The 24,855-nt window shown below is 62.8% G+C and carries 24 protein-coding genes; 4 read left to right on the top strand and 20 right to left on the bottom strand.

Annotated elements, in window-relative coordinates:
* Positions 1–4 precede the first annotated feature (4 nt).
* Positions 5–853 (bottom strand): SirB1 family protein, encoded by an 849-nt coding sequence (locus ACODSZ_RS01100; protein ID WP_034350500.1) that lies wholly within the window; start codon positions 851–853, stop codon positions 5–7.
* A 111-nt stretch (positions 854–964) separates the two neighbouring features.
* The gene (gene murJ / locus ACODSZ_RS01095; protein WP_488926852.1) at positions 965–2,518 is read right to left on the bottom strand and encodes a murein biosynthesis integral membrane protein MurJ; all 1,554 of its coding nucleotides are present in this window, start codon (positions 2,516–2,518) and stop codon (positions 965–967) included.
* Between the two features lie 401 nt (positions 2,519–2,919).
* Here murJ and rpsT point away from each other — a divergent pair, with 401 nt between their 5' ends.
* On the top strand, positions 2,920–3,186 hold the full coding sequence (gene rpsT, locus ACODSZ_RS01090) for a 30S ribosomal protein S20 (RefSeq protein WP_006463174.1): 267 nt from the start codon (positions 2,920–2,922) through the stop codon (positions 3,184–3,186).
* A gap of 178 nt (positions 3,187–3,364) precedes the next feature.
* Here rpsT and ACODSZ_RS01085 read toward each other — a convergent pair whose 3' ends face one another.
* From ACODSZ_RS01085 to ACODSZ_RS01075, 3 genes are all read right to left on the bottom strand, one after another.
* Entirely contained in the window at positions 3,365–3,829 is a 465-nt protein-coding gene (locus ACODSZ_RS01085) for a DUF192 domain-containing protein (protein WP_034350501.1), read from the bottom strand.
* 162 nt (positions 3,830–3,991) lie between these two features.
* Positions 3,992–4,162, bottom strand: coding sequence for a hypothetical protein (locus ACODSZ_RS01080; protein ID WP_006463172.1), 171 nt, complete (start codon positions 4,160–4,162; stop codon positions 3,992–3,994).
* Positions 4,163–4,372: 210 nt separating this feature from the next.
* The gene (locus ACODSZ_RS01075; RefSeq protein WP_008326861.1) at positions 4,373–4,933 is read right to left on the bottom strand and encodes a pseudouridine synthase; all 561 of its coding nucleotides are present in this window, start codon (positions 4,931–4,933) and stop codon (positions 4,373–4,375) included.
* A gap of 237 nt (positions 4,934–5,170) precedes the next feature.
* On the opposite strand from ACODSZ_RS01075, the gene icd reads away from it, so the two are divergent.
* Positions 5,171–6,427, top strand: coding sequence for an NADP-dependent isocitrate dehydrogenase (icd, locus tag ACODSZ_RS01070; protein WP_175344499.1), 1,257 nt, complete (start codon positions 5,171–5,173; stop codon positions 6,425–6,427).
* Positions 6,428–6,592: 165 nt separating this feature from the next.
* Here the strand turns inward: icd and cspE are convergent, their stop codons facing one another.
* Complete coding sequence (gene cspE / locus ACODSZ_RS01065; protein ID WP_006463169.1) at positions 6,593–6,799, bottom strand: transcription antiterminator/RNA stability regulator CspE; 207 nt, start codon at positions 6,797–6,799, stop codon at positions 6,593–6,595.
* 338 nt (positions 6,800–7,137) lie between these two features.
* On the opposite strand from cspE, the gene clpS reads away from it, so the two are divergent.
* Together clpS and clpA are read left to right on the top strand one after the other, a co-directional pair.
* Positions 7,138–7,452 (top strand): ATP-dependent Clp protease adapter ClpS, encoded by a 315-nt coding sequence (gene clpS / locus ACODSZ_RS01060; protein ID WP_013233417.1) that lies wholly within the window; start codon positions 7,138–7,140, stop codon positions 7,450–7,452.
* Complete coding sequence (gene clpA, locus ACODSZ_RS01055) at positions 7,449–9,752, top strand: ATP-dependent Clp protease ATP-binding subunit ClpA (protein ID WP_008326864.1); 2,304 nt, start codon at positions 7,449–7,451, stop codon at positions 9,750–9,752. Before clpS ends, clpA begins: the two co-directional genes overlap by 4 nt.
* Positions 9,753–9,895: 143 nt before the next feature.
* Here the strand turns inward: clpA and ACODSZ_RS01050 are convergent, their stop codons facing one another.
* The 14 genes from ACODSZ_RS01050 to ACODSZ_RS00985 all read right to left on the bottom strand — a co-directional run bounded on the left by ACODSZ_RS01050 (position 9,896) and on the right by ACODSZ_RS00985 (position 24,809).
* A complete protein-coding gene (locus ACODSZ_RS01050; protein WP_249777030.1) occupies positions 9,896–10,987 on the bottom strand; it encodes a M48 family metallopeptidase in 1,092 nt (363 codons plus the stop codon).
* A gap of 11 nt (positions 10,988–10,998) precedes the next feature.
* Entirely contained in the window at positions 10,999–11,448 is a 450-nt protein-coding gene (dut, locus tag ACODSZ_RS01045; protein ID WP_008326876.1) for a dUTP diphosphatase, read from the bottom strand.
* A gap of 71 nt (positions 11,449–11,519) precedes the next feature.
* On the bottom strand, positions 11,520–12,716 hold the full coding sequence (gene coaBC, locus ACODSZ_RS01040) for a bifunctional phosphopantothenoylcysteine decarboxylase/phosphopantothenate--cysteine ligase CoaBC (protein WP_488926851.1): 1,197 nt from the start codon (positions 12,714–12,716) through the stop codon (positions 11,520–11,522).
* Between the two features lie 62 nt (positions 12,717–12,778).
* Positions 12,779–13,294 carry a signal peptidase II gene (gene lspA, locus ACODSZ_RS01035; RefSeq protein ID WP_008326883.1) on the bottom strand — a complete coding sequence of 172 codons (516 nt, stop codon included), beginning with the start codon at positions 13,292–13,294 and terminating at the stop codon, positions 12,779–12,781.
* Positions 13,295–13,368: 74 nt separating this feature from the next.
* Positions 13,369–16,263, bottom strand: coding sequence for an isoleucine--tRNA ligase (gene ileS, locus ACODSZ_RS01030; RefSeq protein WP_175343124.1), 2,895 nt, complete (start codon positions 16,261–16,263; stop codon positions 13,369–13,371).
* Positions 16,264–16,386: 123 nt separating this feature from the next.
* Entirely contained in the window at positions 16,387–17,364 is a 978-nt protein-coding gene (locus ACODSZ_RS01025) for a bifunctional riboflavin kinase/FAD synthetase (RefSeq protein ID WP_488926850.1), read from the bottom strand.
* Between the two features lie 184 nt (positions 17,365–17,548).
* Positions 17,549–18,250 carry a GntR family transcriptional regulator gene (locus tag ACODSZ_RS01020; protein ID WP_008326886.1) on the bottom strand — a complete coding sequence of 234 codons (702 nt, stop codon included), beginning with the start codon at positions 18,248–18,250 and terminating at the stop codon, positions 17,549–17,551.
* A gap of 34 nt (positions 18,251–18,284) precedes the next feature.
* Positions 18,285–18,662, bottom strand: coding sequence for an oxalurate catabolism protein HpxZ (gene hpxZ / locus ACODSZ_RS01015; protein ID WP_488926849.1), 378 nt, complete (start codon positions 18,660–18,662; stop codon positions 18,285–18,287).
* Positions 18,659–19,342: a cysteine hydrolase family protein gene (locus tag ACODSZ_RS01010; protein ID WP_008326894.1), complete on the bottom strand. Its 684-nt coding sequence runs from the start codon at positions 19,340–19,342 to the stop codon at positions 18,659–18,661. The genes hpxZ and ACODSZ_RS01010 overlap by 4 nt, the downstream gene beginning before the upstream one ends.
* Complete coding sequence (locus tag ACODSZ_RS01005) at positions 19,339–20,907, bottom strand: ABC transporter ATP-binding protein (protein ID WP_488926848.1); 1,569 nt, start codon at positions 20,905–20,907, stop codon at positions 19,339–19,341. Before ACODSZ_RS01005 ends, ACODSZ_RS01010 begins: the two co-directional genes overlap by 4 nt.
* A gap of 1 nt (position 20,908) precedes the next feature.
* On the bottom strand, positions 20,909–21,604 hold the full coding sequence (biuH, locus tag ACODSZ_RS01000) for a biuret amidohydrolase (RefSeq protein ID WP_488926847.1): 696 nt from the start codon (positions 21,602–21,604) through the stop codon (positions 20,909–20,911).
* Positions 21,605–21,628: 24 nt separating this feature from the next.
* Positions 21,629–22,549, bottom strand: coding sequence for an ABC transporter permease (locus ACODSZ_RS00995; RefSeq protein WP_008326900.1), 921 nt, complete (start codon positions 22,547–22,549; stop codon positions 21,629–21,631).
* Positions 22,542–23,690, bottom strand: a complete 1,149-nt coding sequence (locus tag ACODSZ_RS00990; RefSeq protein ID WP_175343119.1) for an ABC transporter permease — start codon at positions 23,688–23,690, stop codon at positions 22,542–22,544. The genes ACODSZ_RS00995 and ACODSZ_RS00990 overlap by 8 nt, the downstream gene beginning before the upstream one ends.
* 21 nt (positions 23,691–23,711) lie before the next feature.
* On the bottom strand, positions 23,712–24,809 hold the full coding sequence (locus ACODSZ_RS00985) for a BMP family ABC transporter substrate-binding protein (RefSeq protein ID WP_034350017.1): 1,098 nt from the start codon (positions 24,807–24,809) through the stop codon (positions 23,712–23,714).
* Positions 24,810–24,855 lie beyond the last annotated feature (46 nt).

Below are 24,855 nucleotides of genomic sequence, written 5' to 3'. Positions count from 1 at the left end.
CCGGTCAGCTTGGCTTGCGCAGAGCTTCGCGCAGGTCAGGCAGCATCTCGCGCAGGTTGGGCGCGTCCTCGGCATGGGGACGCAGGGCCAGATAGGCTTCCAGGTCTTCCAGCGCCGCCTGGGCCTGGCCCAGGTTGGCGTAGGCCAGGCCACGGTCGCGCTTTTCGGTGATTTCCTCAGGCAGCAGGATCACCAGGCGCTCCTGCACATCCAGCACTTGTTGCCAGCGCTGGCCTTCCATGAAGATGGCCTTGAGGTTGCGCAGCATGCGCGCCAGGATCTCGCGCGGATGGGCCGCGCGCAGGTAGGCCGCCAAGGGCAGTTCATCACCGAAATCTTCTTCCGGCTGGTGCGCCAGATAGGGCTCCAGTCGCTCTTCCAGTTCCTGCCGCGACAGGCTGGCGCCATTCATGGGGTCCAGCACGATCTCGCCTGATTGTACCGACAGCTTCATCAGGAAATGGCCGGGGAATGACACTCCCTTCATGTCCAGCCCGATGTGCTGGGCCAGTTCGATGTAGACCACTGCCAGCGAAATGGGAATGCCGCGCCGCGTCGAGATGACGCGGTGGATGTAGCTGTTGTCGGGATCGTAGTAATTGTTGACGTTGCCGGCGAAGGCCATTTCCTGGAAGAAGAAATGGTTCAGCATGCGCAGCTTCTGGATCTGCGAGGCATCCGAGGGCAGGCGCTGCTTGAGCTTGAGCGCCAGCGTGTCGAGCGCCATCTCTTCCTCGGCAAAATCCATTTCCGGATAAAAATCCTGTCCCAGCGTCAAGGCGGATTCGAACAGCGGAATCGAATCATCCTGGCGCACCAGCGAAGCAAAATAGTCGAGGGAGGTGAGCGTCATGTCACCCATGCTATCAAAATATTGCGCGCTGCGTCAGGTCTGCCGGGAGGGGAATGAAATTTCTTGTGTCAGAGTGCGCCCGGCTTGTGATGAAGTGCTGTGCAAGCCCCTTCAGCGACGCGCGATGCGCTTGAATTCGCGCAGGCGGAAGCCCATCGCGAACAACGGTCCGAAATACGCCGCCGCACACACGGTCAATACCAGCATCAGCGCGCCGATGCGCAGCAGCGGATGGGCGCGCAGGGCGACCCAGTCGAAGTGGCCGGCGCTCCATAGCGCCACGCCGGCCATCACCAGCAGCGCGCCGGTCAGGCGTACCAGGAACAGGCCCCAGCCCGGACGCGGGACATAGATCCGGCGACGGCGCAAACCGATGAACAGGCACAGGGCATTCAGACAGGCGCCCAGCCCGATGGACAACGCCAGACCGGCGTGGGCGAACAGCGGCACGAAGACACTGTTCATGAGCTGGGTGGCGATCAGTACGCCCACGGCGATGATGACGGGGGTGCGGATATCCTGCTTGGCGTAGAAGCCGGGTGCCAGGATCTTCACCACGATCAGGCCGATCAGGCCCACGCCGTAGGCCACCAGCGCATGGCTGACCATGGTGACCGACAGCGCATCGAAGCGGCCATAGTGGAACAGGGTGGCCGTGAGCGGCTCGGAGAGCGTGGCCAGGCCCACGGCCGATGGCATGGCCAGCATGAAGGTCAGGCGCAGCCCCCAGTCCAGCAGGGCGGAATACTCTTCCATGTCCTCGGCGGCGTGGGCGTTGGAGAGGCTGGGCAGCAGGATGGTACCCAGCGCCACGCCCAAGAGCGCCGTCGGGAATTCCATCAGGCGATCCGCATAGCTTAGCCAGGAGACGCTGCCATGCTCCAGGCGCGAGGCAATGTTGGTATTGATCATCAAGCTGATCTGCGCCGCCGAGACGGCGAAGACGGCGGGGCCCATCTTCTTCAAGACCCGTTTGACGCCTTCGTCACGCAGCCCCAGCAGCGGATTCCAGTACAGGCGCGGCAGCATGCCGATCTTGATCAGGGCCGGCACCTGGATCGCCACCTGCAGGATGCCGCCCACCAGCACGGCAAAGGCCATCGCGTAGATGGGTTGTTTCATGAAGGGTGCCACGAACAGCGCGGCGACGATGAAGGCGACATTGAGCAGTACCGAGGTGACCGCCGGAATCTTGAATTCCTTCCAGGTATTGAGGATGCCCCCGGCCAGCGCCACGAAGGCCATGAAGCCGATGTAGGGAAACATGATGCGGGTCATCAGCACCGAGGCATTGAAGGCATCGTGATCATATTGCAGGCCGGTGGCGATGAAATAGACCACCAAGGGGGTGGCGATGATGCCGACCACGCAGGTGATGAGCATGACCCACATCAGGGCCGTGGCCACGTGGTCCACCAGATGCTTGGTTTGCTCGGCGCCGCGCCGGTTCTTGTATTCGGCCAGGATCGGCACGAACGCCTGCGAGAAGGCGCCCTCGGCAAAGAGCCGGCGCAGCAGGTTGGGAATGCGGAAGGCGATGTTGAAGGCGTCGGTGTAGGCGGAGGCGCCAAAGGCGCGGGCGAACAGGATTTCCCGGGCCAGCCCGGTGATGCGCGAGAGCATCGTCATGCCGGAGATGGCGGCGAGGGTTTTATGCAGATTCATGGAGCGGCATTATAGCGGTGGGCAGCGGTGCTTTTGCGGTGGTGATGTTGGCCGGCGGCGTTCATGGAGGGCGGGCGCGGCGGCAGAGCCGTGTGCAGGAGCGGGGAAGGGGTGGTTTCGAGCCGATGTGAAAGAAAAGACAATGGCCCCGCGCCCGGGCCAATAGAGTCGCCGCGGCGTCAGCAGGTTCGGCAACCGGTATGAATTTCTTTGCGGAAATCGGCAAGCCTGCGGCAGCATCGCAACGGATGGCATCGTGTTTACGGCAGAATTGGGGCAGATGCGGACAAGTGGATTGCCTTGTCACCGGAATCTGGTTATAATCCGATGCTTTACAGAATTTGGCATCGCGAGTCCTCGGGGTTTGCGGCGCAAACGACTCTCGATTTAGGATAATTTTCATGGCAAATACCGCACAGGCACGTAAGCGTGCTCGTCAAGCAGTCAAGCAAAACGCTCACAACTCGAGCCAGCGCTCGACCCTGCGCACCGCAATCAAGGCAGTTCGCAAGGCCATCGCCGCCGGCGACAAGGCTGCAGCAACCTCCGTGTTCCAATCTTCCGTGTCGACCATCGACAGCATCGCCGACAAGAAGATCATCCACAAGAACAAGGCTGCTCGCCACAAGAGCCGTCTGGCTGCTGCCCTGAAGGCCCTGGCTGCTTAATTGCTCCGGCGCTTGAACTGAAGCGCGGCCTCGCCCGCTTCAGACTGCAGTAAAAGAAAACCGCTTGAATTCAAGCGGTTTTTTGCGTTTTCGCGACGCTTCTCTACAAGCCTTGTGTTTTGTACCCGTATCGGCAGGGACACTGCCTTGCAGTGCCGTCCCGCCGTTCCTGGCGATCTTATCGGGGCAGGCCCTCGATCCTGGTGCCCGGCTTGATGTTCTTCTGTTTGAACCAGCCCTTGTTCATCTCCAGCGCATACACCGCCGGGCGCTTGGCGCAGTGTGAGTCCAGGGTCTGTTCCTTCATTTCCTCGATGTTGATGATGACGCCTTTTTCATCCATGAAGGCGACCGACAGGGGGATCAGCGTATTCTTCATCCACATGCACACCCCGGCCGGCTGGCCGAAGAGGAACACCATGCCTTCGTTGTCGGCCATTTTCTCGCGGAACATCAGGCCTTGCTCGCGCTCGGCTTCGGTCTGGGCCACTTCGGCCTTGATCAGATAGATGCCGATATTGAGCTGGGTGGTGGGGAATCTGCGCACCTGCGGCGTTTGCGCACCGGCGCTGGAGAGGCAGCCAAGCGCCAGCAGGGCGGCGGCGCTGCGCAGGAAAAAACGGGAAAGGGAAGATTGGCGCATGTTCATTATCAGTCGTGATTCGGATCGGCCTCGGGCTGCCAAAGCCCCACAGCATAGCAGCAGCGCGACAGCCCGTGTGCGGTGTGCCTGCGGGCAGGTCGCAAACCTTGCGGACATGAAAAAAGGCAGGACGAGCCTGCCTTTTCATTGAGCGGACGCTAATTACTTAGCTTCAGCTGCCTTCTTTGCCTTCTTGGCCTTCTTTGCCTTCTTGGCCTTCTTGGCCTTCGGCGCAGCGGCTTCAGCCTTCGGTGCTTCAGGCGCGGCCGGAGCTTGTGCGAAAGCAGCAGTTGCGAACAGACCAGCGATCAGAGCGGCGATCAATTTTTTCATTTTGCGTCCTTCAATTCAACATGTTAGGGATGTGAGGCAAACGATGATTCGTGCGAATCACTGCCAATAACGAAGTGCGCGTATGAAGGTTGACACCGTTTCAGATCTTTTTTATGAACATTCCTGAAGAAATGGGCAGGCCCGCCGACTGAAAAACTTGTCTGATTAGCTATTTTGCAAGAGTTTCCCGCCGTCGGCGCGGGCGGTAGCTCAGCTCTCCAGCTCTTGCGGATCGACTTCTCGCCACTCCCCCGGCATCACCGGATGGGTGGCCAGCGAGAACGGACCGATGGCAATACGCACCAGGCGCAGCGTCGGCAGGCCGACGGCGGCCGTCATGCGGCGCACCTGGCGGTTCTTGCCTTCGCTGATGGTCAGGGCGACCCAGCTGGTGGGCTGGTGGGCGCGCTGGCGGATGGGCGGCGTACGCGGCCACATCCAGTCAGGTTGCTGGATCAGCCTTGCCTGGCCGGGCTGGGTCACGAAGTCGCCCAGGTCGAGCGGGTCGCGCAGGCGCTGCAGGGCATCCGGGGTGGCCAGACCCTCGACCTGAGCCAGATAGGTCTTGGGCTGCTTGCGGCGCGGGTGGGCAATGGCGTGTTGCAGCTTGCCGTCATCGGTGAGCAGCAGCAAGCCCTCGCTGTCGGCATCCAGGCGGCCGGCAGGGTAGATGGCGGGAATATCGAGGTAGTCAGCCAGGGTCTGGCGCTCGGGATGGGCCGAGAACTGGCTCATCACGCCGAAGGGTTTGTTGAAGAGGATCAGAGGCATGCGCTAGTGTCGCAAAAAGATGGCCTTGCGTAAAATCCTGATGGATAATCAAATGATCATGTTCTATATCTTATATAAGACATTACCATTGCAATCCGGAATTTTCCCGGCTCAAAACCCGGAAATCTCTTAAAATTCCCGGCTTGTATGGCAAATCATGCAAGGTCGTCGCTGATCCTGCATGGGCGTTGCCGCTGATGCTTCCTAATGCTACCGCCTCAACCGTCGGAGACCACGATGTCGTACCAACATATCCAAGTGCCTGCAGAAGGGCGCAAGATCACCGCCAATGCCGATGACACCCTCAATGTCCCCAACAACCCGATCATCCCCTTCATCATGGGCGATGGCGTGGGCGTGGACGTCACGCCGGTGATGTTGAAGGTGGTCGATGCGGCAGTGGAGAAAGCCTACGGCGGTGCGCGCAAGATCCACTGGATGGAAATCTATGCGGGCGAGAAGTCGACCAGGCTGTATGGCCAGGATGTCTGGCTGCCCGAGGAAACCCTGGACGTGCTCAAGGAATACCTGGTCTCGATCAAGGGGCCGCTGTCGACCCCGGTCGGTGGTGGCATCCGTTCGCTCAACGTGACCATGCGCCAGCAGCTGGACCTGTATGTCTGCCTGCGTCCGGTGCGCTACTTCAAGGGCGTGCCTTCGCCGTTGCGCGAACCGGAGAAGACCGACATGGTGATCTTCCGCGAAAACTCCGAAGACATCTATGCCGGTATCGAATGGCAGGCCGGTACGCCCGAAGTGAAGAAGCTCATCGAGTTGCTGACGCGCGAAATGGGCGTCAAGAAACTGCGCTTCCCCGAGACCTCGGCCCTGGGCATCAAGCCGGTCTCGCGCGAAGGCACCGAGCGCCTGGTGCGCAAGGCCATCCAGTATGCGATTGACCACGACAAGCCCTCGGTGACGCTGGTCCACAAGGGCAACATCATGAAGTACACCGAAGGTGCCTTCCGTGACTGGGGCTATGCGCTGGCCGGCCGCGAATTCGGTGCGGAACTGATCGACGACGGCCCGTGGATGCGCCTGAAGAACCCCAAGACCGGTCGCCAGATCGTCATCAAGGATGCCATCACCGATGCCTTCTTCCAGCAGGTGCTGATGCGTCCGGCGGAATACAGCGTGATCGCCACCATGAACCTGAACGGCGACTACATCTCGGACGCGGTGGCGGCCCAGGTCGGCGGCATCGGCATCGCGCCCGGGGCCAACATGTCGGATTCGGTGGCCGTGTTCGAAGCCACCCACGGTACCGCCCCCAAGTATGCCGGCAAGGATTATGTGAACCCCGGTTCCAGCATTCTCTCGGCTGAAATGATGCTGCGCCACATGGGCTGGATCGAGGCGGCGGACCTGATCATCTCGGCCATGCAGAAGTCGGTTTCGGCCAAGCGCGTGACCTACGATTTCGCCCGCCTGCTGGAAGGGGCGACCCAGGTTTCCTGCTCCGGTTTCGGTGAAGTGATGATCGAAAACATGTAAGCCGCGCGGACTGCGTGGAGCGCATGTCCGTGCGAAATTGATGACTAAAAAGCAACAAACAGCCGGCTTGTGTCGGCTGTTTTTTTTGCGCTACAGGGGGGAGGGCGGATTTGGCGCCCAATGAAAAAAGCCCCGCGATTGCGGGGCTTTTAGAGAAACCGGGGTTTAAGCGGCGTTCTGGATGTTCGATGCTTGCTTGCCCTTGGGGCCTTGCGTGACGTCAAACTGGACTTTTTGACCTTCTTTCAGGGTCTTGAAGCCGTTCATCTGGATTGCGGAGAAGTGGGCGAACAGATCTTCGCCGCCGTCATCCGGAGTGATAAAGCCAAAGCCTTTGGAATCATTGAACCACTTGACAGTACCTGTTGCCATAAAAGCATCTTTCAAAAATAACTATCACACGAGCCGTCAAAGCAAGAAGCATCGCGCGTCACGCAGCCCCCCTTAAACCGTGCCCCCTTTCGTATCGACGAGTTGTTACATTTAGTAACTACTAATCAATGAATTCCATTGTTCTCGGTCGAAATACAAAAGTCAAGCAGTTTTCATGTTCTGCTTTGTGGTCCTGTTTGAGTGATGGGGAAAGAAACCCTTGATTTAGGATAAATCATCGTCATCTGCGCAAGGTCCGGAAAACAAGTAATATCTATCTCATCTAGAGGTTACGAGATCATTGTGCGTTGCACAGCTTTTGATGGTCCAATAAACGCATGGCAACCAAGCACGAAAATGATGGCGGTACAGTTCTGGAACGGCAAGAGTCCAAGCTCAAGCCGCCCCCGATGTACCAGGTTTTGTTGTTGAATGATGACTATACGCCGATGGAATTCGTCGTCGCCGTCATCCAGCAGTACTTCAACAAGGACCGTGAAACCGCGACGCAGATCATGCTCAAGGTTCACCGCGATGGGAAGGGAATGTGTGGTGTGTATCCCAAAGATATCGCATCCACAAAAGTGGAACTCGTTTTAACCCACGCTCGAAAAGCAGGGCACCCCCTGCAATGCGTGATGGAGGAAGCATGATTGCGCAGGAACTCGAAGTCAGTTTGCACATGGCCTTTGTCGAAGCCAGACAATCCCGTCATGAATTCATTACCGTGGAACACTTGCTGCTGGCGCTGCTGGATAATCCCTCCGCCGCAGAAGTGCTGCGCGCCTGCTCGGTGAACATTGACGATCTGCGCAAGACGCTGACCAATTTCATCACCGACAACACGCCCACGGTGCCCGGCACCAATGAGGTGGATACCCAGCCCACGCTGGGCTTCCAGCGCGTGATCCAGCGCGCCATCATGCACGTGCAGTCGGCTTCCAACGGCAAGAAGGAAGTCACCGGCGCCAACGTGCTGGTGGCCATCTTCGGCGAGAAGGATTCGCACGCGGTCTACTACCTGCACCAGCAGGGTGTGACGCGTCTGGACGTGGTCAACTTCATCTCGCACGGCGTGCGCAAGGATCAGCAGGCCGACCCGCAGAAGGCCCCGGAAGGCGCGGAAGACGTGCAGGCCGAAGGCCAGCAGAAGGAAAGCCCGCTGGATCAGTTCACCCAGAACCTGAACAAGGCCGCCGCCGAAGGCAAGATCGATCCGCTGATCGGTCGCGAGTCCGAAGTCGAGCGCGTCATCCAAACGCTCTGCCGCCGCCGCAAGAACAATCCGCTGCTGGTGGGCGAAGCCGGCGTGGGCAAGACCGCCATCGCCGAAGGCCTGGCCTGGCGCGTGACGCAAGGCGACGTGCCCGAGATCCTCAAGAATGCCGTCGTCTATTCGCTGGACATGGGCGCGCTGCTGGCTGGTACCAAATACCGCGGCGACTTCGAGCAGCGCCTCAAGGCCGTGCTCAAGCAGTTGAAGGACAGCCCCAACGGCATCCTCTTCATCGATGAAATCCATACCATCATCGGTGCGGGGTCGGCTTCGGGTGGCACGCTGGATGCGTCCAACCTGTTGAAGCCTGCGCTGTCGAGCGGACAGTTGAAGTGCATCGGCGCGACCACCTATACCGAATTCCGTGGCGTCTTCGAGAAGGACCACGCGCTGTCGCGTCGCTTCCAGAAGATCGATGTGAACGAACCGACCGTGGAGCAGACCGTGCAGATCCTGCGCGGCCTGAAGTCCAAGTTCGAGGAACACCACGGTGTGAAGTATTCTGCTTCGGCGCTGACCTCGGCGGCGGAACTGGCGGCACGCTTCATCAATGACCGTCATCTGCCTGACAAGGCCATCGACGTGATCGACGAAGCCGGTGCCGCTCAGCGCATCCTGCCCAAGTCCAAGCAGAAGAAGACCATTGGCAAGCCGGAAATCGAGGAAATCATTTCCAAGATCGCCCGCATCCCGCCGCAGTCGGTCAACCAGGACGACCGCGCCAAGCTGCAGACCATCGAGCGTGATCTGAAGAACGTGGTGTTCGGCCAGGACCCGGCCATCGAAGCACTGGCCTCGGCCATCAAGATGGCACGTGCCGGCCTGGGCAAGACTGACAAGCCGATCGGCTCCTTCCTGTTCTCCGGCCCGACCGGCGTGGGCAAGACCGAAGTGGCCAAGCAGCTGGCCTTCATCCTCGGTATCGAGCTGGTGCGTTTCGACATGTCGGAGTACATGGAACGTCACGCCGTGAGCCGCCTGATCGGCGCGCCCCCGGGCTATGTCGGTTTCGACCAGGGCGGTCTCCTGACCGAAGCCGTCAACAAGAAGCCGCATGCCGTGCTGTTGCTCGATGAAATCGAGAAGGCACACCCCGACATCTTCAACATCCTGTTGCAGGTGATGGACCATGGCACGCTGACCGACAACAACGGCCGCAAGACCGACTTCCGCAACGTGATCATCATCATGACCACCAATGCGGGGGCCGAGAGCCTGCAGAAGCGCACCATCGGCTTTACCGAGAAGAAGGAAGCCGGCGACGAAATGGCGGACATCAAGCGCATGTTCACCCCGGAGTTCCGCAACCGTCTGGATGCCATCATCAGCTTCCGCCCGCTGGACGAGGAAATCATCCTGCGCGTGGTCGACAAGTTCCTCATGCAGCTGGAAGAGCAACTGCACGAGAAGAAGGTGGAAGCCGTCTTCTCCGACAGCCTGCGCAAGTTCCTGGGCAAGAAGGGCTTCGATCCGCTGATGGGTGCACGTCCGATGTCGCGCCTGATTCAGGATCTGATCCGCAAGGCGCTGGCCGACGAACTGCTGTTCGGCAAGCTGGTCAGCGGTGGTCGTGTGACGGTGGAGATGGACGACAAGGATCAGATCAAGCTGGACTTCCCCGAAGGCGACGATTCGTCTCCGCCGGAAGAACCGCAAGAGAAGCTCGAAGTCGAATAAGCCACATCAGGCAAGCCATCAAGGCCACGTCGGGAAACCGGCGTGGCCTTTGTTTTGCAGAGGGCTTCATTTTCGAGAAGCAAACAAAAACGGCGCGGTCTTCACCGCGCCGTCTTCACTTCAAATACTTCATATCTCCATTTTTACGGCACCAGCGGCTTGCCCGCCTCCTGCTTGGCCTTGACGATCTGCGTGACCTTTTCGATCATCGCCAGGCGATAGGTCGTAGAGGGATGCAGCGCCGTATAGCCATTGGGCACGCTGGCCGGAACCTGGTCAGACAGGCGCTTCCAGAAGGCCGGTACGTTGTCGATGTTGTAGCCGGCGCGCGCCAGCAGGTACAGCGAGAGCGTATCGGCCGCCGCATCCAGATCCTGCGGATAGACGCGGATGCCGGCCGTGCCGGCAGTCATGGTCGGGTCAGGATGCGGCAGCAGCAGGTTGTCGATCACTTCGGCGATGGTCGAGACCATGCGCTGGCGGATGGCGTGACCGAGGATGTTGTGCGCCATGTCCTTGGCGATCAGGTAGGCCAGTTCATCATCGGACTGGGTGAACCTGAGCATACCGCGCGTGATGAGCACGCGGCGGCCATCAGCGTAGGTGTTGACGTTGTCGGCATTGCCCAGCTCGATGCTGAAGGCGCAGGCGTAGGTCAGCGGGACGCTGACGATGCTGTTCTGGCCATTGCGCTGGATGCCCAGTGCAATGGGTGCCTTCTTGACCACCAGCGGGCTGAGCAGCACGGCCGCCTGGCGTTCGGCATCCGTGCCTTGCGGCATGGGCTTGCCAGCCACCGAGATCAGTACGTCGCCACGCTGGATGCCAGCCTGCTCGGCGCCGCTGCCGGGCAGCACGCCGGTCACCTGGAGGCGGTCGTCATACCCCAGGCTGCGTGCGGTATCGGCAAATTCGATGGGGAAGGAGTACTTGTTCTTGGCCGTGAAACCCAGCAGATTGCGGGAATTTCCCCGGCACAGCTGGGCGTTGCTGGTCAGCAGCGGCGCTGCCACGCGGTAGAGCCGGTCCTGCTGCGCGATCAGTTCGCGCAATTGCTGCTGCTGGGGATTGTCGGCTACCGGGCGCGGCGCCTGGGTGGTCGTGGTGGCCGGCTTGGACGGTGTGTCCGCGACCGGACCCGGTTCCTGGGTGGCACAGGCGGCCAGCAAGGCCAGCGGTGCCAGGACGGCAAGGGTTTTCAGTTTCTGCCACTGCGGCAGGGGGGATACGAGCATGCGGTTCTCCATCAGTGTTTGCCTGTGCTGCCGAAACCACCGGCGCCGCGTTGGCTGCTGTCGAATTCATCTACCACATTGAAGCCGACCTGCAGTACCGGCACGATCACCAGCTGCGCCAGGCGTTCCATGGGGTTTAGGACAAACTCGGTACTGCCGCGGTTCCATGTCGAGATCATCAACTGCCCCTGATAATCCGAATCGATCAGTCCGACCAGGTTGCCCAGCACGATGCCATGCTTGTGGCCCATGCCGCTGCGCGGCAGGATCACGGCGGCATAGTTCGGATCGGCCAGGTGGATCGCCAGGCCGGTGGGGATCAGATGGGTGGAACCCGGCGCCAGCGTCAGCGGCGCATCGATGCAGGCCCGCAGGTCCAGGCCGGCGCTGCCGGGGGTGGCGTAAGCGGGTAACTGGTCTTTCATGCGGGGGTCGAGGATCTTGATGTCGATGGTCTTCATGAGGCGTAATCGGATTCCAAAAAACAAAAGCGTACAAAAGACACGGCCCGCAAGACGCGGGCCGTGCACCGTCAGGCCGCCATGCGGCGCGCAATCTCGCGCACCAGCTGGCGGGCCAGGGTCTGCTTGTCCGCACGCGGCAGGGCGCTGTGGCCCTGGGCGTCGAACAGCATGAGAGCATTGTCATCCCGGCCAAAGGTCTGGTGACCGATGTTGCCGACCAAGAGCGGAATGTTCTTGCGAATCCGCTTGGCCGCGCCATATTGCTCCAGATTCTCCGACTCGGCGGCAAAACCGACGCAATACGGGCGCTGGGGCAGGGCGGCCACACTGGCCAGGATGTCAGGATTCTGGACGAACTCCAGCTGCGGCGTATCGTTTTCGTCCTGTTTCTTCAGTTTCTGGTCGCTGGCATTGGCCACGCGCCAGTCAGCGACGGCCGCAACCGCCACGAACAAGTCTTTTTCCTTCACATTGCCCAAAACCGCCTCATACATCTGCCGCGCCGTCTGCACGTCCACCCGGTGCACCCCAAAAGGCGTCTGCAGCGCCGTCGGGCCCGACACCAGGGTGACATCGGCCCCGGCTTCGCGGGCGGCGCGGGCGATGGCATAACCCATCTTGCCGGAGGACAGATTGGTGATGCCGCGCACGGGGTCGATCGGCTCGAACGTCGGCCCGGCCGTCAGCAGCACGCGGCGACCGGCCAGCACCTTGGGCTGGAAGGCGGCGACGATCTCTTCCAGCAGTTGCGCCGGCTCCAGCATGCGGCCTTCGCCGACCTCACCACAGGCTTGCGCACCGGCGTCCGGCCCCAGCAGGAGGATGCCGTCCTCGCGGATCTGACGCACATTGCGCTGGGTGGCCGGGTTCTGCCACATTTCCACATTCATGGCCGGGGCCACCATCAGCGGCACCCGGGCCGGACGGGCCACGCACAGGGTGGAGAGCAGGTCGTCGCAATCCCCGTGGGCCAGCTTGGCGATGAAATCGGTGGAGCAGGGCACGATCACCACCGCATCGGCGTCGCGCGTGAGATTGATGTGCGGCATGTTGTTGTCCATGCGCGCATCCCACTGGTCGGTGTAGACCGGGTTGCCGGTCAGGGCCTGCATGGTGACGGCGGTCATGAAGTGCGTGGCCGCCTCGGTCATGACCACGTGCACGGCGGCGCCGGCGCGACCCAGTTCGCGCGCCAGCATGGCGGACTTGTAGCAGGCCACGCCGCCGGTGAGGCCCAGTACGATTTTCTTGCCAGCCAGATCCATTGTTTGCTCCCGGAATGCGGCGTACCGCAGGCGTGTTCAGACGTGCGAACGGGCGGACTTGCCTACTTTTTGGAGACGCGGCGCAGTTCGTCCACGACGAACAATACCGCACCCACGCAGATCGCACTATCGGCGATGTTGAAGGCCGGCCAGTGCCAGTTGCCGACGTAGACGTCGAGGAAGTCGATCACGTGTCCATAGACCACGCGGTCAAGCACGTTGCCGATGGCACCGCCCAGGATCAGCGCCAGCGCCCAGCAGAACATGCGCTGACCGGGATGCTTGCGCAGCAGGTGGATGATGAACACCGCCGCGCCAATGCCGATGGCGGTGAACAGATAACGCTGCCAGCCACCGCTGGCGGCCAGGAAGCTGAAGGCCGCGCCCTTGTTGTAGACCAGCACCAGATTGAAGAAACCGGTCACCGGCAGTGATTCGCCATAGTGGAACAGTTTCAGGATGGTGATCTTGGTGAGCTGATCCAGCAGCAGCACGATGGTGGCGATGCCCAGCCAGGGCAGCAGCCCTTGGAGGGTGGACGAAGAACCGGAAGAGGAGGAGCGCTTTTTGGTTGCCATGGATGTTCTTGTTGGAGTGGGCGGCCCGCCGCCGCAGAAGGCAGCGGGCCGCTAGCAAGGCCGTCCCGCCCGGATCAGGCGAAGCGGCGCTGTTCGCCCTGGCCGAACAGGTTGCTGTAGCAGCGACCGCACAGGCCCGGATGATCGGCATGAGACCCGACATCGGCGCGATAGTGCCAGCAACGCTCACATTTCTGATGCGTCGAGGGCGTGACCACTACGGCTTCCTCTTCCACCGTCGCTACCGGGGTGACGCGGGCAGCCGAGGTGATGAGCACGAACTTGAGATCATCGCCCAGGCTTTCCAGCAGGGCCGCCTTCTCGCCGGCGACCTTCAGTTCCACCTCGGCTTGCAGGGAAGAACCGATGCTGCCGGCGATACGCACTTCTTCCAGCTGCTTGGTGACGGCTGCGCGCACTTCATGCAGCACCGCGAACTTGGACAGCAGGGCCGCACTATCTGCCACTTCCGGCAGGGCGTAGTAGACCTGCGAGAAGATGGTTTCGCCGCTGGCCTCGAAGGCCTCCTTGCCGGCGAAGAAGCGCCAGGCTTCTTCGGCCGTGAAGGACAGGATCGGTGCCATCAGGCGCAGGAGCGACTGCGTGATGTGCCACACCGCGGTCTGGGCCGAGCGTCGTGCGGCCGACTCCACGCCGCTGGTGTAGAGGCGGTCCTTGAGGATGTCCAGGTAGAAGCCGCCCAGGTCTTCCGAGCAGTACATCTGCAGCTTGGCCACCACCGGGTGGAATTCGTAGGTCTCGAAGTGCGCCAGCACCTCCGCTTGCAGGCGTGCCATGTTGGCGATGGCATAGCGGTCGATTTCCAGCATCTCCGCCACCGGCACGGCGTGTTGCGCCGGATCGAAGTCGGCAGTGTTGGCCAGCAGGAAGCGCAGGGTGTTGCGGATGCGACGGTAGGCTTCCACCACGCGTTTCAAGATTTCGTCCGAGATCGACAGCTCGCCCGAGTAATCGGTCGAGGCTACCCACAGGCGCAGGATTTCCGCGCCCAGCGAGTCCGAGACCTTCTGCGGGGCCACCACGTTGCCCTTGGACTTGGACATCTTCTTGCCTTCGCCATCGACCACGAAGCCGTGCGTGAGCAGGGCCTTGTAGGGCGCGCGGCCATTCAACATCGAGGAAGTCAGCAGTGACGAGTGGAACCAGCCACGATGCTGGTCCGAACCTTCCAGGTAGAGGTCGGCCGGGAACTGCGACTGCTGTGCGTGCGAGCCGCGCAGCACGGTCTGGTGGGTGGTGCCGGAATCGAACCAGACGTCCAGCGTGTCGCGGTTCTTGAGGTAGTGCTCGGCGTCTTCACCCAGCAATTCCTTGGGGTCCAGTGCCTGCCAGGCTTCGATGCCGCTCTTCTCGATGCGCTGGGCGACCTGTTCGATCAGCTCCGGTGTACGCGGATGCAGTTCACCCGTTTCCTTGTGCACGAAGAAGGCCATCGGCACGCCCCACTGGCGCTGACGCGACAGCGTCCAGTCCGGACGGTTGGCGATCATGCCATGCAGGCGCGCCTTGCCCCAGCCGGGGAAGAAAGCGGTGTCCTCGATGCCTTGCAGCGCGGTCTGGCGCAGGCTGGGGCCGCCATCCTTGGGCGTGTTGTCCATGCTGGCGAACCATTGCGAGGTGGCGCGATAGATGATGGGAGTCTTGTGGCGCCAGCAGTGCATGTAGCTGTGGTCGAACATGACCAGCTTGAACAGCGAACCCACTTCATCGAGCTTGCCGCAGATGGGCTTGGAGGCTTCCCAGATGGTCAGGCCGGCAAACAGCGGCAGCCAGGAGGCATAGCGGCCATCGCCCATGACCGGGTTGAGGATGTCGTCATCCTTCATCCCGTGCGCCTTGCAGGAGACGAAGTCCTCGATACCGTAGGCCGGCGAGGAGTGCACGATGCCGGTGCCGCTGTCAGCCGTCACGTAGTCGCCCAGGAAGACCGGCGAGAGACGATCGTAGCCGGCATCGGCCTTGGCCAGCGGATGGTGGAAGCGGATCAGCGAGAGTTTCTCGCCGGTGGTGGTGGCGATGATCTGGCCTTCCAGGCCGAAACGCTGCAGGCAGGATTCGACCAGGTCCTTGGCCAGGATCAGCAGGGTGGCTTCACCGTTGCGGGTGGTCTGCACCAGCGCGTATTCGAATTCCGGATGCACGTTCAGCGCCTGGTTGGCCGGGATGGTCCAGGGCGTGGTGGTCCAGATGACGATGTAGCCGTTGCGGGTCGGCAGCTCGGTCAGGCCGAAGGCGGTAGCCACCTTGTCGTGTTCGGCAAACGGGAAGCCGACGTCGATGGCCGGATCGCGCTTGTCCTGGTATTCCACCTCGGCCTCGGCCAGGGCCGAACCGCAGTCGAAGCACCAGTTCACGGGCTTCAAGCCGCGATAGACGTAACCCTTCTCCAGGATCTTGCCGAGGGCGCGCAGCTCGTCGGCTTCGTTGGAGAAGTTCATGGTCTTGTAGGGGTTGTCCCATTCACCCAGCACACCCAGGCGGATGAAGTCGGCCTTCTGGCGCTCGATCTGCTCGCCGGCGTAGGCGCGCGCCTTGGCCTGCACCTCGGCCACCGGCAGGTTCTTGCCGAACTGCTTTTCGATCTGGATCTCGATGGGCATGCCGTGGCAATCCCAGCCCGGCACGTATTGCGCGTCGAAACCGGCCATGTTGCGGGCCTTGACGATCATGTCCTTCAAGATCTTGTTGACGGCGTGGCCGATGTGGATGTCGCCGTTGGCATACGGGGGGCCGTCGTGCAGGATGAACTTCGGGCGGCCGGCCGAGGCCTTGCGGATGCGCTCGTAGACCTTCTTCTCCTGCCATTCCTTGACCCATTGCGGCTCGCGCTTGGCGAGGTCGCCGCGCATGGGAAAGCCGGTTTCGGTCATGTTGACCGGGTACTTGGAGGGGGCCTTGCCGGCTTTTTCCGGTTTGCCGGGTTTGGCGGAGGATTCGTTATTGGACATGACAGGACTTTCGTTGAATGCAGGTTGATTCAGGAGCCGCGCGCGCCAAGATGCGCGCTGGCGAAATGCTGGATGGGGCGGCTGGACGGTGGCCGAAGCGGGGCTCCGGCAACCGCCCAGCGATCAAATTCGGTCGGTGGCCGAGACGGCCAAGCCGGCATGTTCACGGAACCAGGCGCGGGCATTGTCCACGTCACGGGCGATGGCCGTGGTCAGCGTGGGCAGGTCGACGTACTTTTCCTCGTCGCGCAGCTTCTTGAGGAACTCCACCCGCACCAGCTTGCCATAGCAATCGCCCTGGAAGTCCAGCAGATGGGTTTCCAGCAGCACCCGGCCACTGTCGTCCACGGTCGGACGCACGCCCAGGCTGGCCACCGCCGGCAGCGGCTGCTCGGCCAGTCCATGCACCTGCACCACGAAGATGCCCGAGAGCGCCGGACGCTTGTGGCCCACGCGCATGTTCAGCGTCGGGAAACCGATGGTGCGGCCCAGCTTCTTGCCATGCACGACCCGGCCGCTGATGGCGTAGGGATGGCCCAGCAACTGCTGCGACAGGGTGAAATCGCCCTCGGCCAGCGCCGCGCGCACGGCCGAAGAGGAGATGCGTACACCGGCATTGGTCACCGTGGGCAGGGCGTGCACCTCGAAGCCATACTGCTTGCCGGCCGCGATCAGGGTGTCGAGCGTGCCGGCGCGGCGGGCGCCGAAGCAGAAGTCGTCACCGACCATCAGCCAGCGCACGTGCAGGCCCTGGACCAGGATCTTCTCGATGAAATCCTGGGGGGAAAGGGCGGCGAAATGGCTGCCGAAATGCTCCACCACCACCCGGTCGATGCCGGAGTTGGCCAGGGCTTCGAGCTTGTCACGCAGGTTGGCGATGCGCGCCGGAGCGCGTTCGGGGGTGCCGGCCAGCTGGGCGAAGAATTCGCGTGGATGCGGTTCGAAGGTCATCACCGCCGCGTCCAGCCCCAGCTTGGCGGCGGCCTCGCGCACGCGCGCCAAAAGGGCCTGGTGGCCCAGATGCACGCCGTCGAAATTGCCGATGGTCAGCGCGCACGGGGCGCGCGATTCGGCTGTGGGAAGTCCGCGAAATACCTTCATTGAGCCGCTGGAAAGATGCGCTGTTACAAAAGCCTTCCATTATAAATGGTTTCGGCGGCTTTCCTTGATTTGGTGGCGGCTCGGCGCCGACCAAGCGGGCAGATGCCGCGATCGAGCGCAGTTTTTCATCTTTCCGGCGGGAAAAGTTGGCAATCTTTCATGTGAAGGATTGTTCCAGGCGCTGTCAGCGGGCCAGCGCCGCTTCCGGCTCCTGGAGTTGGCGTGCCTCGGCCAGCATCCAGATGGTGATCTTTCTGACCTCCAGCTTGCTCTGCGTGATGTGGGCGCGCAGCAGGATCTGCGCTTCGGTGGCGCGGCGCTTGGCGATCAGTTGCAGGATCTTGCCGTGTTCCTCGTAGGTGGCTTCGATGCGCTTTTTCTTGAGGAAATCCAGGCGCCGCACGATGCGGATCTTTTCGGTGACTTCGGTATGCACCCGCGTCATTTCCACATTGCCGGCCGCGGCCACCAGGTTGGTGTGGAAGGCCTCGTCCAGTTCGGCCACCTTGACGGCATCGGTGTGGCGCGCTTGCGGTTCGGCCAGCCAGATGGCGTTCAACTGCTCCAGTTCGGCGCTCGGATCCTGCTGGCTGCAGAGTTTGTCCAGCGCGGCCATTTCCAGCACGATGCGCAGATCGTAGAGATTGTCGAGCCGGTCGAAGTCGATCGGGCAGACCTTCCAGCCGCGCCGGAAGCCCACTTCCAGATAACCTTCGCGCTGCAGCCGGAACAGCGCATCGCGCAAGGGCGTGCGCGAGACGCCCTGACGCTGGGCCATCTCGGTCTCGGTGAAATTGTCGCCCGGCAGCAGGCGGAAGCTGAAGATGTCGTCCTTGATCCGGTGATAGACCTGTTCGGCGAGCGGGTTGGCGACGGTGGCGGTCATGGTGCGGGCATTCCGGTTCGATGGGGCAGGGGATTCATGCCATCAGGCTGACATGGGCGGCAACGATGCGCCAGCCTTCCTCCATGCGCACCCAGGTCTGCATCTGACGACCGATGCGGTCCGATGTATGGTCGGTGAATTCGGTGGAGACCGTAGCATAGTCGGTGCCGAACGTGGTGACAACGGTGCGATGCAGTTTGCGCGAGGCCGGCACCGGGGTGCAGGTCTTGCGGTACTGGCGGATCGCCTCGCCGCCCAGCAGCACTTCGCCCACGCCGTAGCGCACGGTCTGCGGGTCATACCAGAACCAGCGGTCCAGCGCCGGGATGTCGTTGATGAGCAAAGCGTATTCGTAATCGGCAAAGGCTTGCTCGACCTCGGCCACGACGTGGGGCAGGTTCACTTGCATCATGGATTTTCTCCGGCGTAGGCAGCCACGGCGCCTTGCAGTTGCGCCAGCGGGGCGCGCCAGCCGACGATGCCGCCCTGGGCGGTCAGCATCTCCAGCGTGGCGCGATGGAATTCGGGGAAATAGCTGGCGCAGGCATCTTCCACCACCAGGCATTCATAGCCGCGGTCATTGGCTTCGCGCATGGAGGTCTGCACGCAGACTTCGGTGGTCACACCGGCCACCAGCAGATGGGTGATGCCGCGTTCCTGCAACTGCGTGTGCAGGTCGGTGGCGTAGAAGGCGCCCTTGCCGGGTTTGTCGATGACGATCTCGCCGGCCATGGGGGCCAGCTGCGGCAGGATCTGGTTGCCCGGTTCACCGCGCACCAGGATGCGCCCCATCGGCCCCACATCACCGATGCCCAGCGTGGGATTGCCGCGCAGGCGCTTGGCGCGCGGACAGTCCGAGAGATCGGGCAGGTGCGATTCACGCGTGTGCACCACCAGCATCTGCGTCTGGCGCGCCAGCGCGAGCAGCGCGGCCACGGTTGGCACAATGGCGCCCAGCGGTCGCACGTCATTGCCCAGCGCACTGCCGAACCCGCCTTCTTCCACGAAGTCGCGCTGCATGTCGATGACCACCAGCGCCGTGCTGCGCGGGTGGAACTGATAGGGATAGGGGAAAGCGTCGATACGGATCATGCGGCCTCGGCGTGAGCAGGTTGTTCAGCCTGGCCCGCCATCGAGCGGCCCAGGGCGGCGCGGTCCGCGCCTTGGATGGCCACGTCCTGCGCCACGTGGACGATGCGACCCTCGGTCATCACCAGGATGCGGTCGGACAGTTCCAGCAGTTCATCCAGGTCTTCGCTCACCAGCAGCACCGCTGCGCCGCGTGCGCGGGCCTGCAGCAATCGCGCGTGGATGTCGGCCACCGAGGCGAAATCCAGCCCGAAGACCGGATTGGCGACGATGAGTACGTTGGCCGAACCGTCCTGGCTTTCCTCGCCCAGTTCGCGTGCCAGCACGGCGCGCTGGACGTTGCCGCCGGAGAGCGTGCCGATGGGCCGTTCAGGCAGCGGCGGCTTGACGTTGAAGGCGGCGATCAGCGCTTGCGCCCGACGCTGCATGGCGCTGCGGTCGACCCGCCAGCCGCCGCGTTTGTAGGGAGCCACGTCGAAGTGACGCAGCGCCATGTTCTCGGCCACGCTCATGCCGGCGATGCAGGCATTGCGCAGCGGTTCTTCCGGCAGCGCGAAGACCCGCAGGCGTCGCATCTGCTCACGGGTGGCGCGATAGGGCGCACCGTCCACATGGATCTCGCCCAGCAGGTGAGGCCGCTGGCCCAGCAGGGCTTCCACCAGTTCCTTCTGGCCGTTGCCGGAGATGCCGGCCAGGCCAACAATTTCCCCACGCTTCACTTGCAGCGACAGCGCCCGCACGGCAGCCACGCCGCGATCGTTGTTGACGGTCAGATTCTTCACATCGAGCCCGACGCCCGCGTCCGCTGGCACTTTCTCCCGCGCCACCGGAGCCTGCTCGGCGCGGGCATGACCCATCATCCAGTGCGCCAGTGCATCCGGCGTGGTCTGCGCAACCTGGGCGCTGCCGACCAGGCGGCCCTTGCGCAACACGGTGACGTCGTCGGCATAGGCGCTCACTTCGTGGAACTTGTGGGTAATCATCAGCACCGTCAGTTCCTGCTGGCGCGTCAGGGCGTGCATGAGTCCCAGCACCTCGTCGGCTTCCTGCGGGGTGAGCACCGAGGTCGGCTCGTCCAGGATCAGGAAGCGGCGGCGCAGATAGAGTTGCTTCAAGATTTCCAGCTTCTGCTTTTCGCCGGCGGAGAGGCTGCTGACCACCCGTTCCGGGGCCAGCTTGAAGGGCATGCGCGCCATGAATTCTTCCAGCGCCGCGCGCTCGCTGCCCCAGCGGATGCGCCAGGGCAGGTCGCCGCGCGCCAGCAGCAGGTTCTCGGCCACCGTCAAACTGGGCGCCAGCGTGAAGTGCTGATAGACCATGCCAATGCCGAGCTGGTTGGGCACGCGTGCACTGTGGATCTCCACCTCGCGGCGATCGGCCACGATGCTGCCCTGGTCCAGCGGGCTATAGCCGACCAGTCCCTTGACCAGCGTGCTCTTGCCCGCACCGTTCTCGCCCAGCAGCGCATGGATGGTGCCGGCGCGGATCTTCAGCGATACCTCGTCGAGCGCGCGAAAGCTGCCGAAGGATTTGCCCGCATTGATGATCTCCAGCTCCAGGGCGTGCATGTCAGGCCCCGATCACATCGATCAGTGCGGACGAATCGGAGACCGCGCCGAACACGCCACCCTGCATCTTGATCATGGACAGCGCCGCCAGATGGTTGTTGTAGTCGGTCGCGCCGCAGCAGTCCGCCAGCATCACGCACTCGAAGCCACGGTCATTGGCTTCGCGCATGGTGGTGTGGACACAGACATCGGTGGTGATGCCGGTCAGCACGATGTTGCGGATGCCGCGCGTGTGCAAAATCATCTCCAGGTCGGTTGCGCAGAAGGAGCCCTTGCCGGGTTTGTCGATGATGATCTCGCCCTCGATGGGCGCCAGTTCCGCAATGATTTCCCAGCCCGGTTCGCCGCGCACCAGGATGCGGCCACACGGACCGGCGTCACCGATGCCCACGCCATTGGTGCCGATCTGGCGCGAGCGCCAGCGCTTGTTGGCGGGCAGGTCGGAGAGGTCTGGCCGATGGCCTTCGCGGGTGTGGATGATGGTGTAGCCCCCGGCGCGCATGGCAGCCAGCACTTTCTTGATCGGATCGATGGGGGCGCGCGTGAGCGAGAGGTCGTAGCCCATCTTGTCCACGTAACCGCCGATGCCGCAGAAGTCGGTCTGCATGTCGATGACGATGAGCGCGGTATTGGCCGGGCTCAGGGCGCCGTCGTAGGGCCAGGGATAGGGTTCGGCCTGGATGTAGCGTTCGGACATGGTTTCTCCTTGGGGATCGTGGATTTATCGGGTCAGGCTCAACTCGCCCGGCGCGCTCGACAGTGTGCGGTCGGGACGGCAGGTGATGATCATGATCAAGAGCGTGAGCGCATAGGGGGCCGCGTTGAAGAGGTAATAGCCGGAGGTCACGCCCACCGCCTGCAAGGCCGGCCCCAGTGCACCGGCGGCGCCGAACAGCAGTGCGGCCAGCAGGCAGCGCCACGGTTGCCAGCGCGCGAAGATCACCAGGGCCACGGCCATCAAGCCCTGGCCGCTGGAGAGTCCCTCGTTCCAGCTGCCGGGGTAGTAGAGCGACAGGTAGGCCCCGCCGACGGCGGCCAGGAAGCCGCCTGCTGCGGTCGCGGCAATGCGCGTAGCGGTGAGCCGGTAACCGAGGGCACGGGCGGTCTCGGCATGATCGCCCACCAGCCGCAAGGCCAGTCCCCAGCGCGTGGCCGACAGGCCCCATTGCAGCACCAGGGCCAGGAGCACGCCGACGAAGAACAGCGCATTGATTTGCAAGGCGTGATGCAGGCGCGCATTGCTGCTCCAGGCACCGAGATCGATGGCCGGCAGCATCGGCGCCTGCGGCTGGATGAAAGGCTTGCCGAGGAAGAAGGCCAGGCCGGTACCCAGCAGCATCAGCGCGATGCCGAAGGCGATGTCGTTGACGCGCGGCAGCGAACATACCACGCCATGCAGCATGCCCAGCAACAGCCCCGCGCAGCCGGCCGCCAGCACGCCCAGCCAGGCCGAGCCGCTGTAGAAGGAGGCGGCGTAACCGGTCATGGCGCCGCAGACCAGGATGCCTTCCAGCCCCAGGTTCACGCGCCCGCCTTTTTCGGTCAGGCACTCGCCCAGGCTGACGAAGAGAAAGGGCGTACCGACCCGGATCGCACCGGCGAACAGCGCCAGCAGCAGGGTGGTGAGATCGATGTCATACATGGCCGGCCTCCGTGGCGGGAATGGCGTGCGCCTGTTGCTGCCAGCGCAGCTTGAGCGCCGACAGACGCCCGGTGATGGCTTCCCAGGCCAGCAGGTTGGAGAACAGCAGGCCCTGCAGCACCAGAGTGGTGGCGTCGGGCAGGTCCAGGCGCCGTTGCAGCAGGCTGCCGCTGGCCTCCACGCCACCGATGACGATGGCGCAGACGATGATGGCCAGCGGATTCTGGCGCGCCGCAAAGGCCACCAGGATGCCCGAGAACCCATAGCCGGCCAGCAGCGCACTGGTGGCGCTGCCCTGCACGGCGCTGACTTCGAACATGCCCGCCAGTCCCGCCGCTGCGCCCCCCAGGGCACACGCGGTGAGTATGAGCCGATTGACCGGCAGGCCGACCAGCCGCGCGGTGCGGATATTGCCGCCGACCACTCCCATGGCGAAGCCGGCCACGCTGTGGCGCAGGAAAATCCACGCCGCCAGACAGGCCAGTGCGCCCCAGGCCAGGCCCCAGTGCACGTCCAGTCCGGGCAGGGAGCCTACCAGATAAGCGTCCGGCAGGGGCAGGGTCGAGGGTTTGTTGAGACTGGCCGGGTCGCGCAGCGGGCCTTCCACCAGATGCTTGAAGATCGCCACGGCGAGATAGGAGAGCAGCAGGCTGGAGATGGTCTCGTTGACCCCGCGCCACTGGCGCAGCCCGCCGCACAGTGCAATCCACAGCCCACCGGCCAGCATCGCGGCCAGCGCCATGGCCACCAGCATCACCAGCGAAGGCAGGACCGGCAGCCACTGCGGCATCACCGCCGCTGCCAGCCCGCCCAGCGCCAGCGCGCCTTCCCCGCCGATGACGATGAGCCCGACGCGCGCCGGCAAGGCCACGCAGAGCGCCGTCAACAGCAGCGGGGCGGCGCGCTGCAAGGTGTTCTGCCAGGCGAACATCGTGCCGAATGCACCCTGGAAGATCAGCAGGCAGGCCTGGCCCGCCGGCTTGCCCTGCACCAGCAGGAACAGCACGAACAAAAGCAGCGTACCGGCCAGTGCGCACAGTGTGGGCAAGGCCGGTGCGGCACCATTGAGCAGGGCCGAACGCAGGCGCAGCAAGGGCGGGCTGGCGGCAGCGGCCACGCCGGGAGCGGGGAGGGAAGTCATGAGGCGATCCTGCAGCTTGGATCAGACCTGGCCGACCACACCGGCCACCAGGTAATTCATCTTCTCCAGCACGACGTCGGTCTGGACTTGCGTGGTGCCGGCCGGGATCACGGTATTGCCCTTGTTGTCCTTGATCGGGCCCTTGAAGATCTGGAACTTGCCGGCCAGCATCTGCGCCTTGATTTCGTCGGCCTTCTTCTTCGCTGCTGCGCTCACGGCAGCACCGTAGGGCGACATCCTGACGAAGTTGTCCTTCAGGCCGCCGCGCAGGAAATTGATCATCGGCTTGCCTTCCAGCGTGGCCTTGACGATCTCGGTATAGGGCGTGGCCCAGTTCCACTCGGCGCCGGTCAGGTAGCCCTTGGGGGCCAGCGCAGCCTGGCTGGCGTGATAGCCGGTGGTCATGACGCCGCGCTTTTCTGCGGTCTCCACGATCACCTTGGGGCCATCGACGTGGCAGGTGATGACATCGCAACCCTGGTCGATGAGGCTGTTGGCGGCTTCGGCTTCCTTGACCGGCAGCGACCAGTCCCCGGTGAAGATGACGTGGCAGGTAATGGACGGGTCGACCGACTGCGCCCCCAGAGTAAAGGCATTGATGTTGCGCAGTACCTGCGGAATCGGCTTGGCGGCGATGAAGGCCAGCTTCTTGCTCTTGCTCATGTGGCCGGCCACCACGCCCGAGAGGTATTCGCACTCCTCGATGTAGCCGAAGAAGCTGCCCACGTTCATGGGGTGCTTGCCGGCGGTCCACAGGCCGCCACAGTGGGCGATGCGCACCTTGGGATATTTCTCGGCGATCTTGAGCACGTGCGGATCGAAGTAGCCGAAGGAGGTGGCGAAGAGCAGGGTGGCGCCATCCTGCTGGATCATGGCTTCCATGGTCTTTTGCACGGCCACGGTCTCGGGCACTTTTTCTTCCTCGACCACCTTGATGCCGGGCATTTTCTTGATGATGGCCGCGGCCTGCGCATGCGACTGGTTGTAGCCGAAGTCATCGCGCGCGCCAACATAGATGAAGCCCACGGTCAAGGGACTGGCAGCCATCAGCTCCAGCGGGAAGGCAGCGCCCAGGGCGGCGGCTCCGGACAGTTTCAGAAAATCGCGGCGGTTTTTCATGTTGTTGCGCTCCAATGAGAACGTGGATGGTGGGGGTGGATCACTG

It is taken from the genome of Herbaspirillum sp. FG34 (assembly GCF_057809315.1).
The sequence above is the reverse complement of the archived record's forward strand: the minus strand, read 5'-3'. Positions and strand labels throughout refer to the sequence as shown.

Bases quoted from the DNA above. Each gene is read 5' to 3' on its own strand.
- ACODSZ_RS01100 (WP_034350500.1), bottom strand. From the start codon at position 853: ATGACGCTCACCTCCCTCGACTATTTTGCTTCGCTGGTGCGCCAGGAT.
- murJ (WP_488926852.1), bottom strand. From the start codon at position 2,518: ATGAATCTGCATAAAACCCTCGCCGCCATCTCCGGCATGACGATGCTC.
- rpsT (WP_006463174.1), top strand. From the start codon at position 2,920: ATGGCAAATACCGCACAGGCACGTAAGCGTGCTCGTCAAGCAGTCAAG.
- ACODSZ_RS01085 (WP_034350501.1), bottom strand. From the start codon at position 3,829: ATGCGCCAATCTTCCCTTTCCCGTTTTTTCCTGCGCAGCGCCGCCGCC.
- ACODSZ_RS01080 (WP_006463172.1), bottom strand. From the start codon at position 4,162: ATGAAAAAATTGATCGCCGCTCTGATCGCTGGTCTGTTCGCAACTGCT.
- ACODSZ_RS01075 (WP_008326861.1), bottom strand. From the start codon at position 4,933: ATGCCTCTGATCCTCTTCAACAAACCCTTCGGCGTGATGAGCCAGTTC.
- icd (WP_175344499.1), top strand. From the start codon at position 5,171: ATGTCGTACCAACATATCCAAGTGCCTGCAGAAGGGCGCAAGATCACC.
- cspE (WP_006463169.1), bottom strand. From the start codon at position 6,799: ATGGCAACAGGTACTGTCAAGTGGTTCAATGATTCCAAAGGCTTTGGC.
- clpS (WP_013233417.1), top strand. From the start codon at position 7,138: ATGGCAACCAAGCACGAAAATGATGGCGGTACAGTTCTGGAACGGCAA.
- clpA (WP_008326864.1), top strand. From the start codon at position 7,449: ATGATTGCGCAGGAACTCGAAGTCAGTTTGCACATGGCCTTTGTCGAA.
- ACODSZ_RS01050 (WP_249777030.1), bottom strand. From the start codon at position 10,987: ATGCTCGTATCCCCCCTGCCGCAGTGGCAGAAACTGAAAACCCTTGCC.
- dut (WP_008326876.1), bottom strand. From the start codon at position 11,448: ATGAAGACCATCGACATCAAGATCCTCGACCCCCGCATGAAAGACCAG.
- coaBC (WP_488926851.1), bottom strand. From the start codon at position 12,716: ATGGATCTGGCTGGCAAGAAAATCGTACTGGGCCTCACCGGCGGCGTG.
- lspA (WP_008326883.1), bottom strand. From the start codon at position 13,294: ATGGCAACCAAAAAGCGCTCCTCCTCTTCCGGTTCTTCGTCCACCCTC.
- ileS (WP_175343124.1), bottom strand. From the start codon at position 16,263: ATGTCCAATAACGAATCCTCCGCCAAACCCGGCAAACCGGAAAAAGCC.
- ACODSZ_RS01025 (WP_488926850.1), bottom strand. From the start codon at position 17,364: ATGAAGGTATTTCGCGGACTTCCCACAGCCGAATCGCGCGCCCCGTGC.
- ACODSZ_RS01020 (WP_008326886.1), bottom strand. From the start codon at position 18,250: ATGACCGCCACCGTCGCCAACCCGCTCGCCGAACAGGTCTATCACCGG.
- hpxZ (WP_488926849.1), bottom strand. From the start codon at position 18,662: ATGATGCAAGTGAACCTGCCCCACGTCGTGGCCGAGGTCGAGCAAGCC.
- ACODSZ_RS01010 (WP_008326894.1), bottom strand. From the start codon at position 19,342: ATGATCCGTATCGACGCTTTCCCCTATCCCTATCAGTTCCACCCGCGC.
- ACODSZ_RS01005 (WP_488926848.1), bottom strand. From the start codon at position 20,907: ATGCACGCCCTGGAGCTGGAGATCATCAATGCGGGCAAATCCTTCGGC.
- biuH (WP_488926847.1), bottom strand. From the start codon at position 21,604: ATGTCCGAACGCTACATCCAGGCCGAACCCTATCCCTGGCCCTACGAC.
- ACODSZ_RS00995 (WP_008326900.1), bottom strand. From the start codon at position 22,549: ATGTATGACATCGATCTCACCACCCTGCTGCTGGCGCTGTTCGCCGGT.
- ACODSZ_RS00990 (WP_175343119.1), bottom strand. From the start codon at position 23,690: ATGACTTCCCTCCCCGCTCCCGGCGTGGCCGCTGCCGCCAGCCCGCCC.
- ACODSZ_RS00985 (WP_034350017.1), bottom strand. From the start codon at position 24,809: ATGAAAAACCGCCGCGATTTTCTGAAACTGTCCGGAGCCGCCGCCCTG.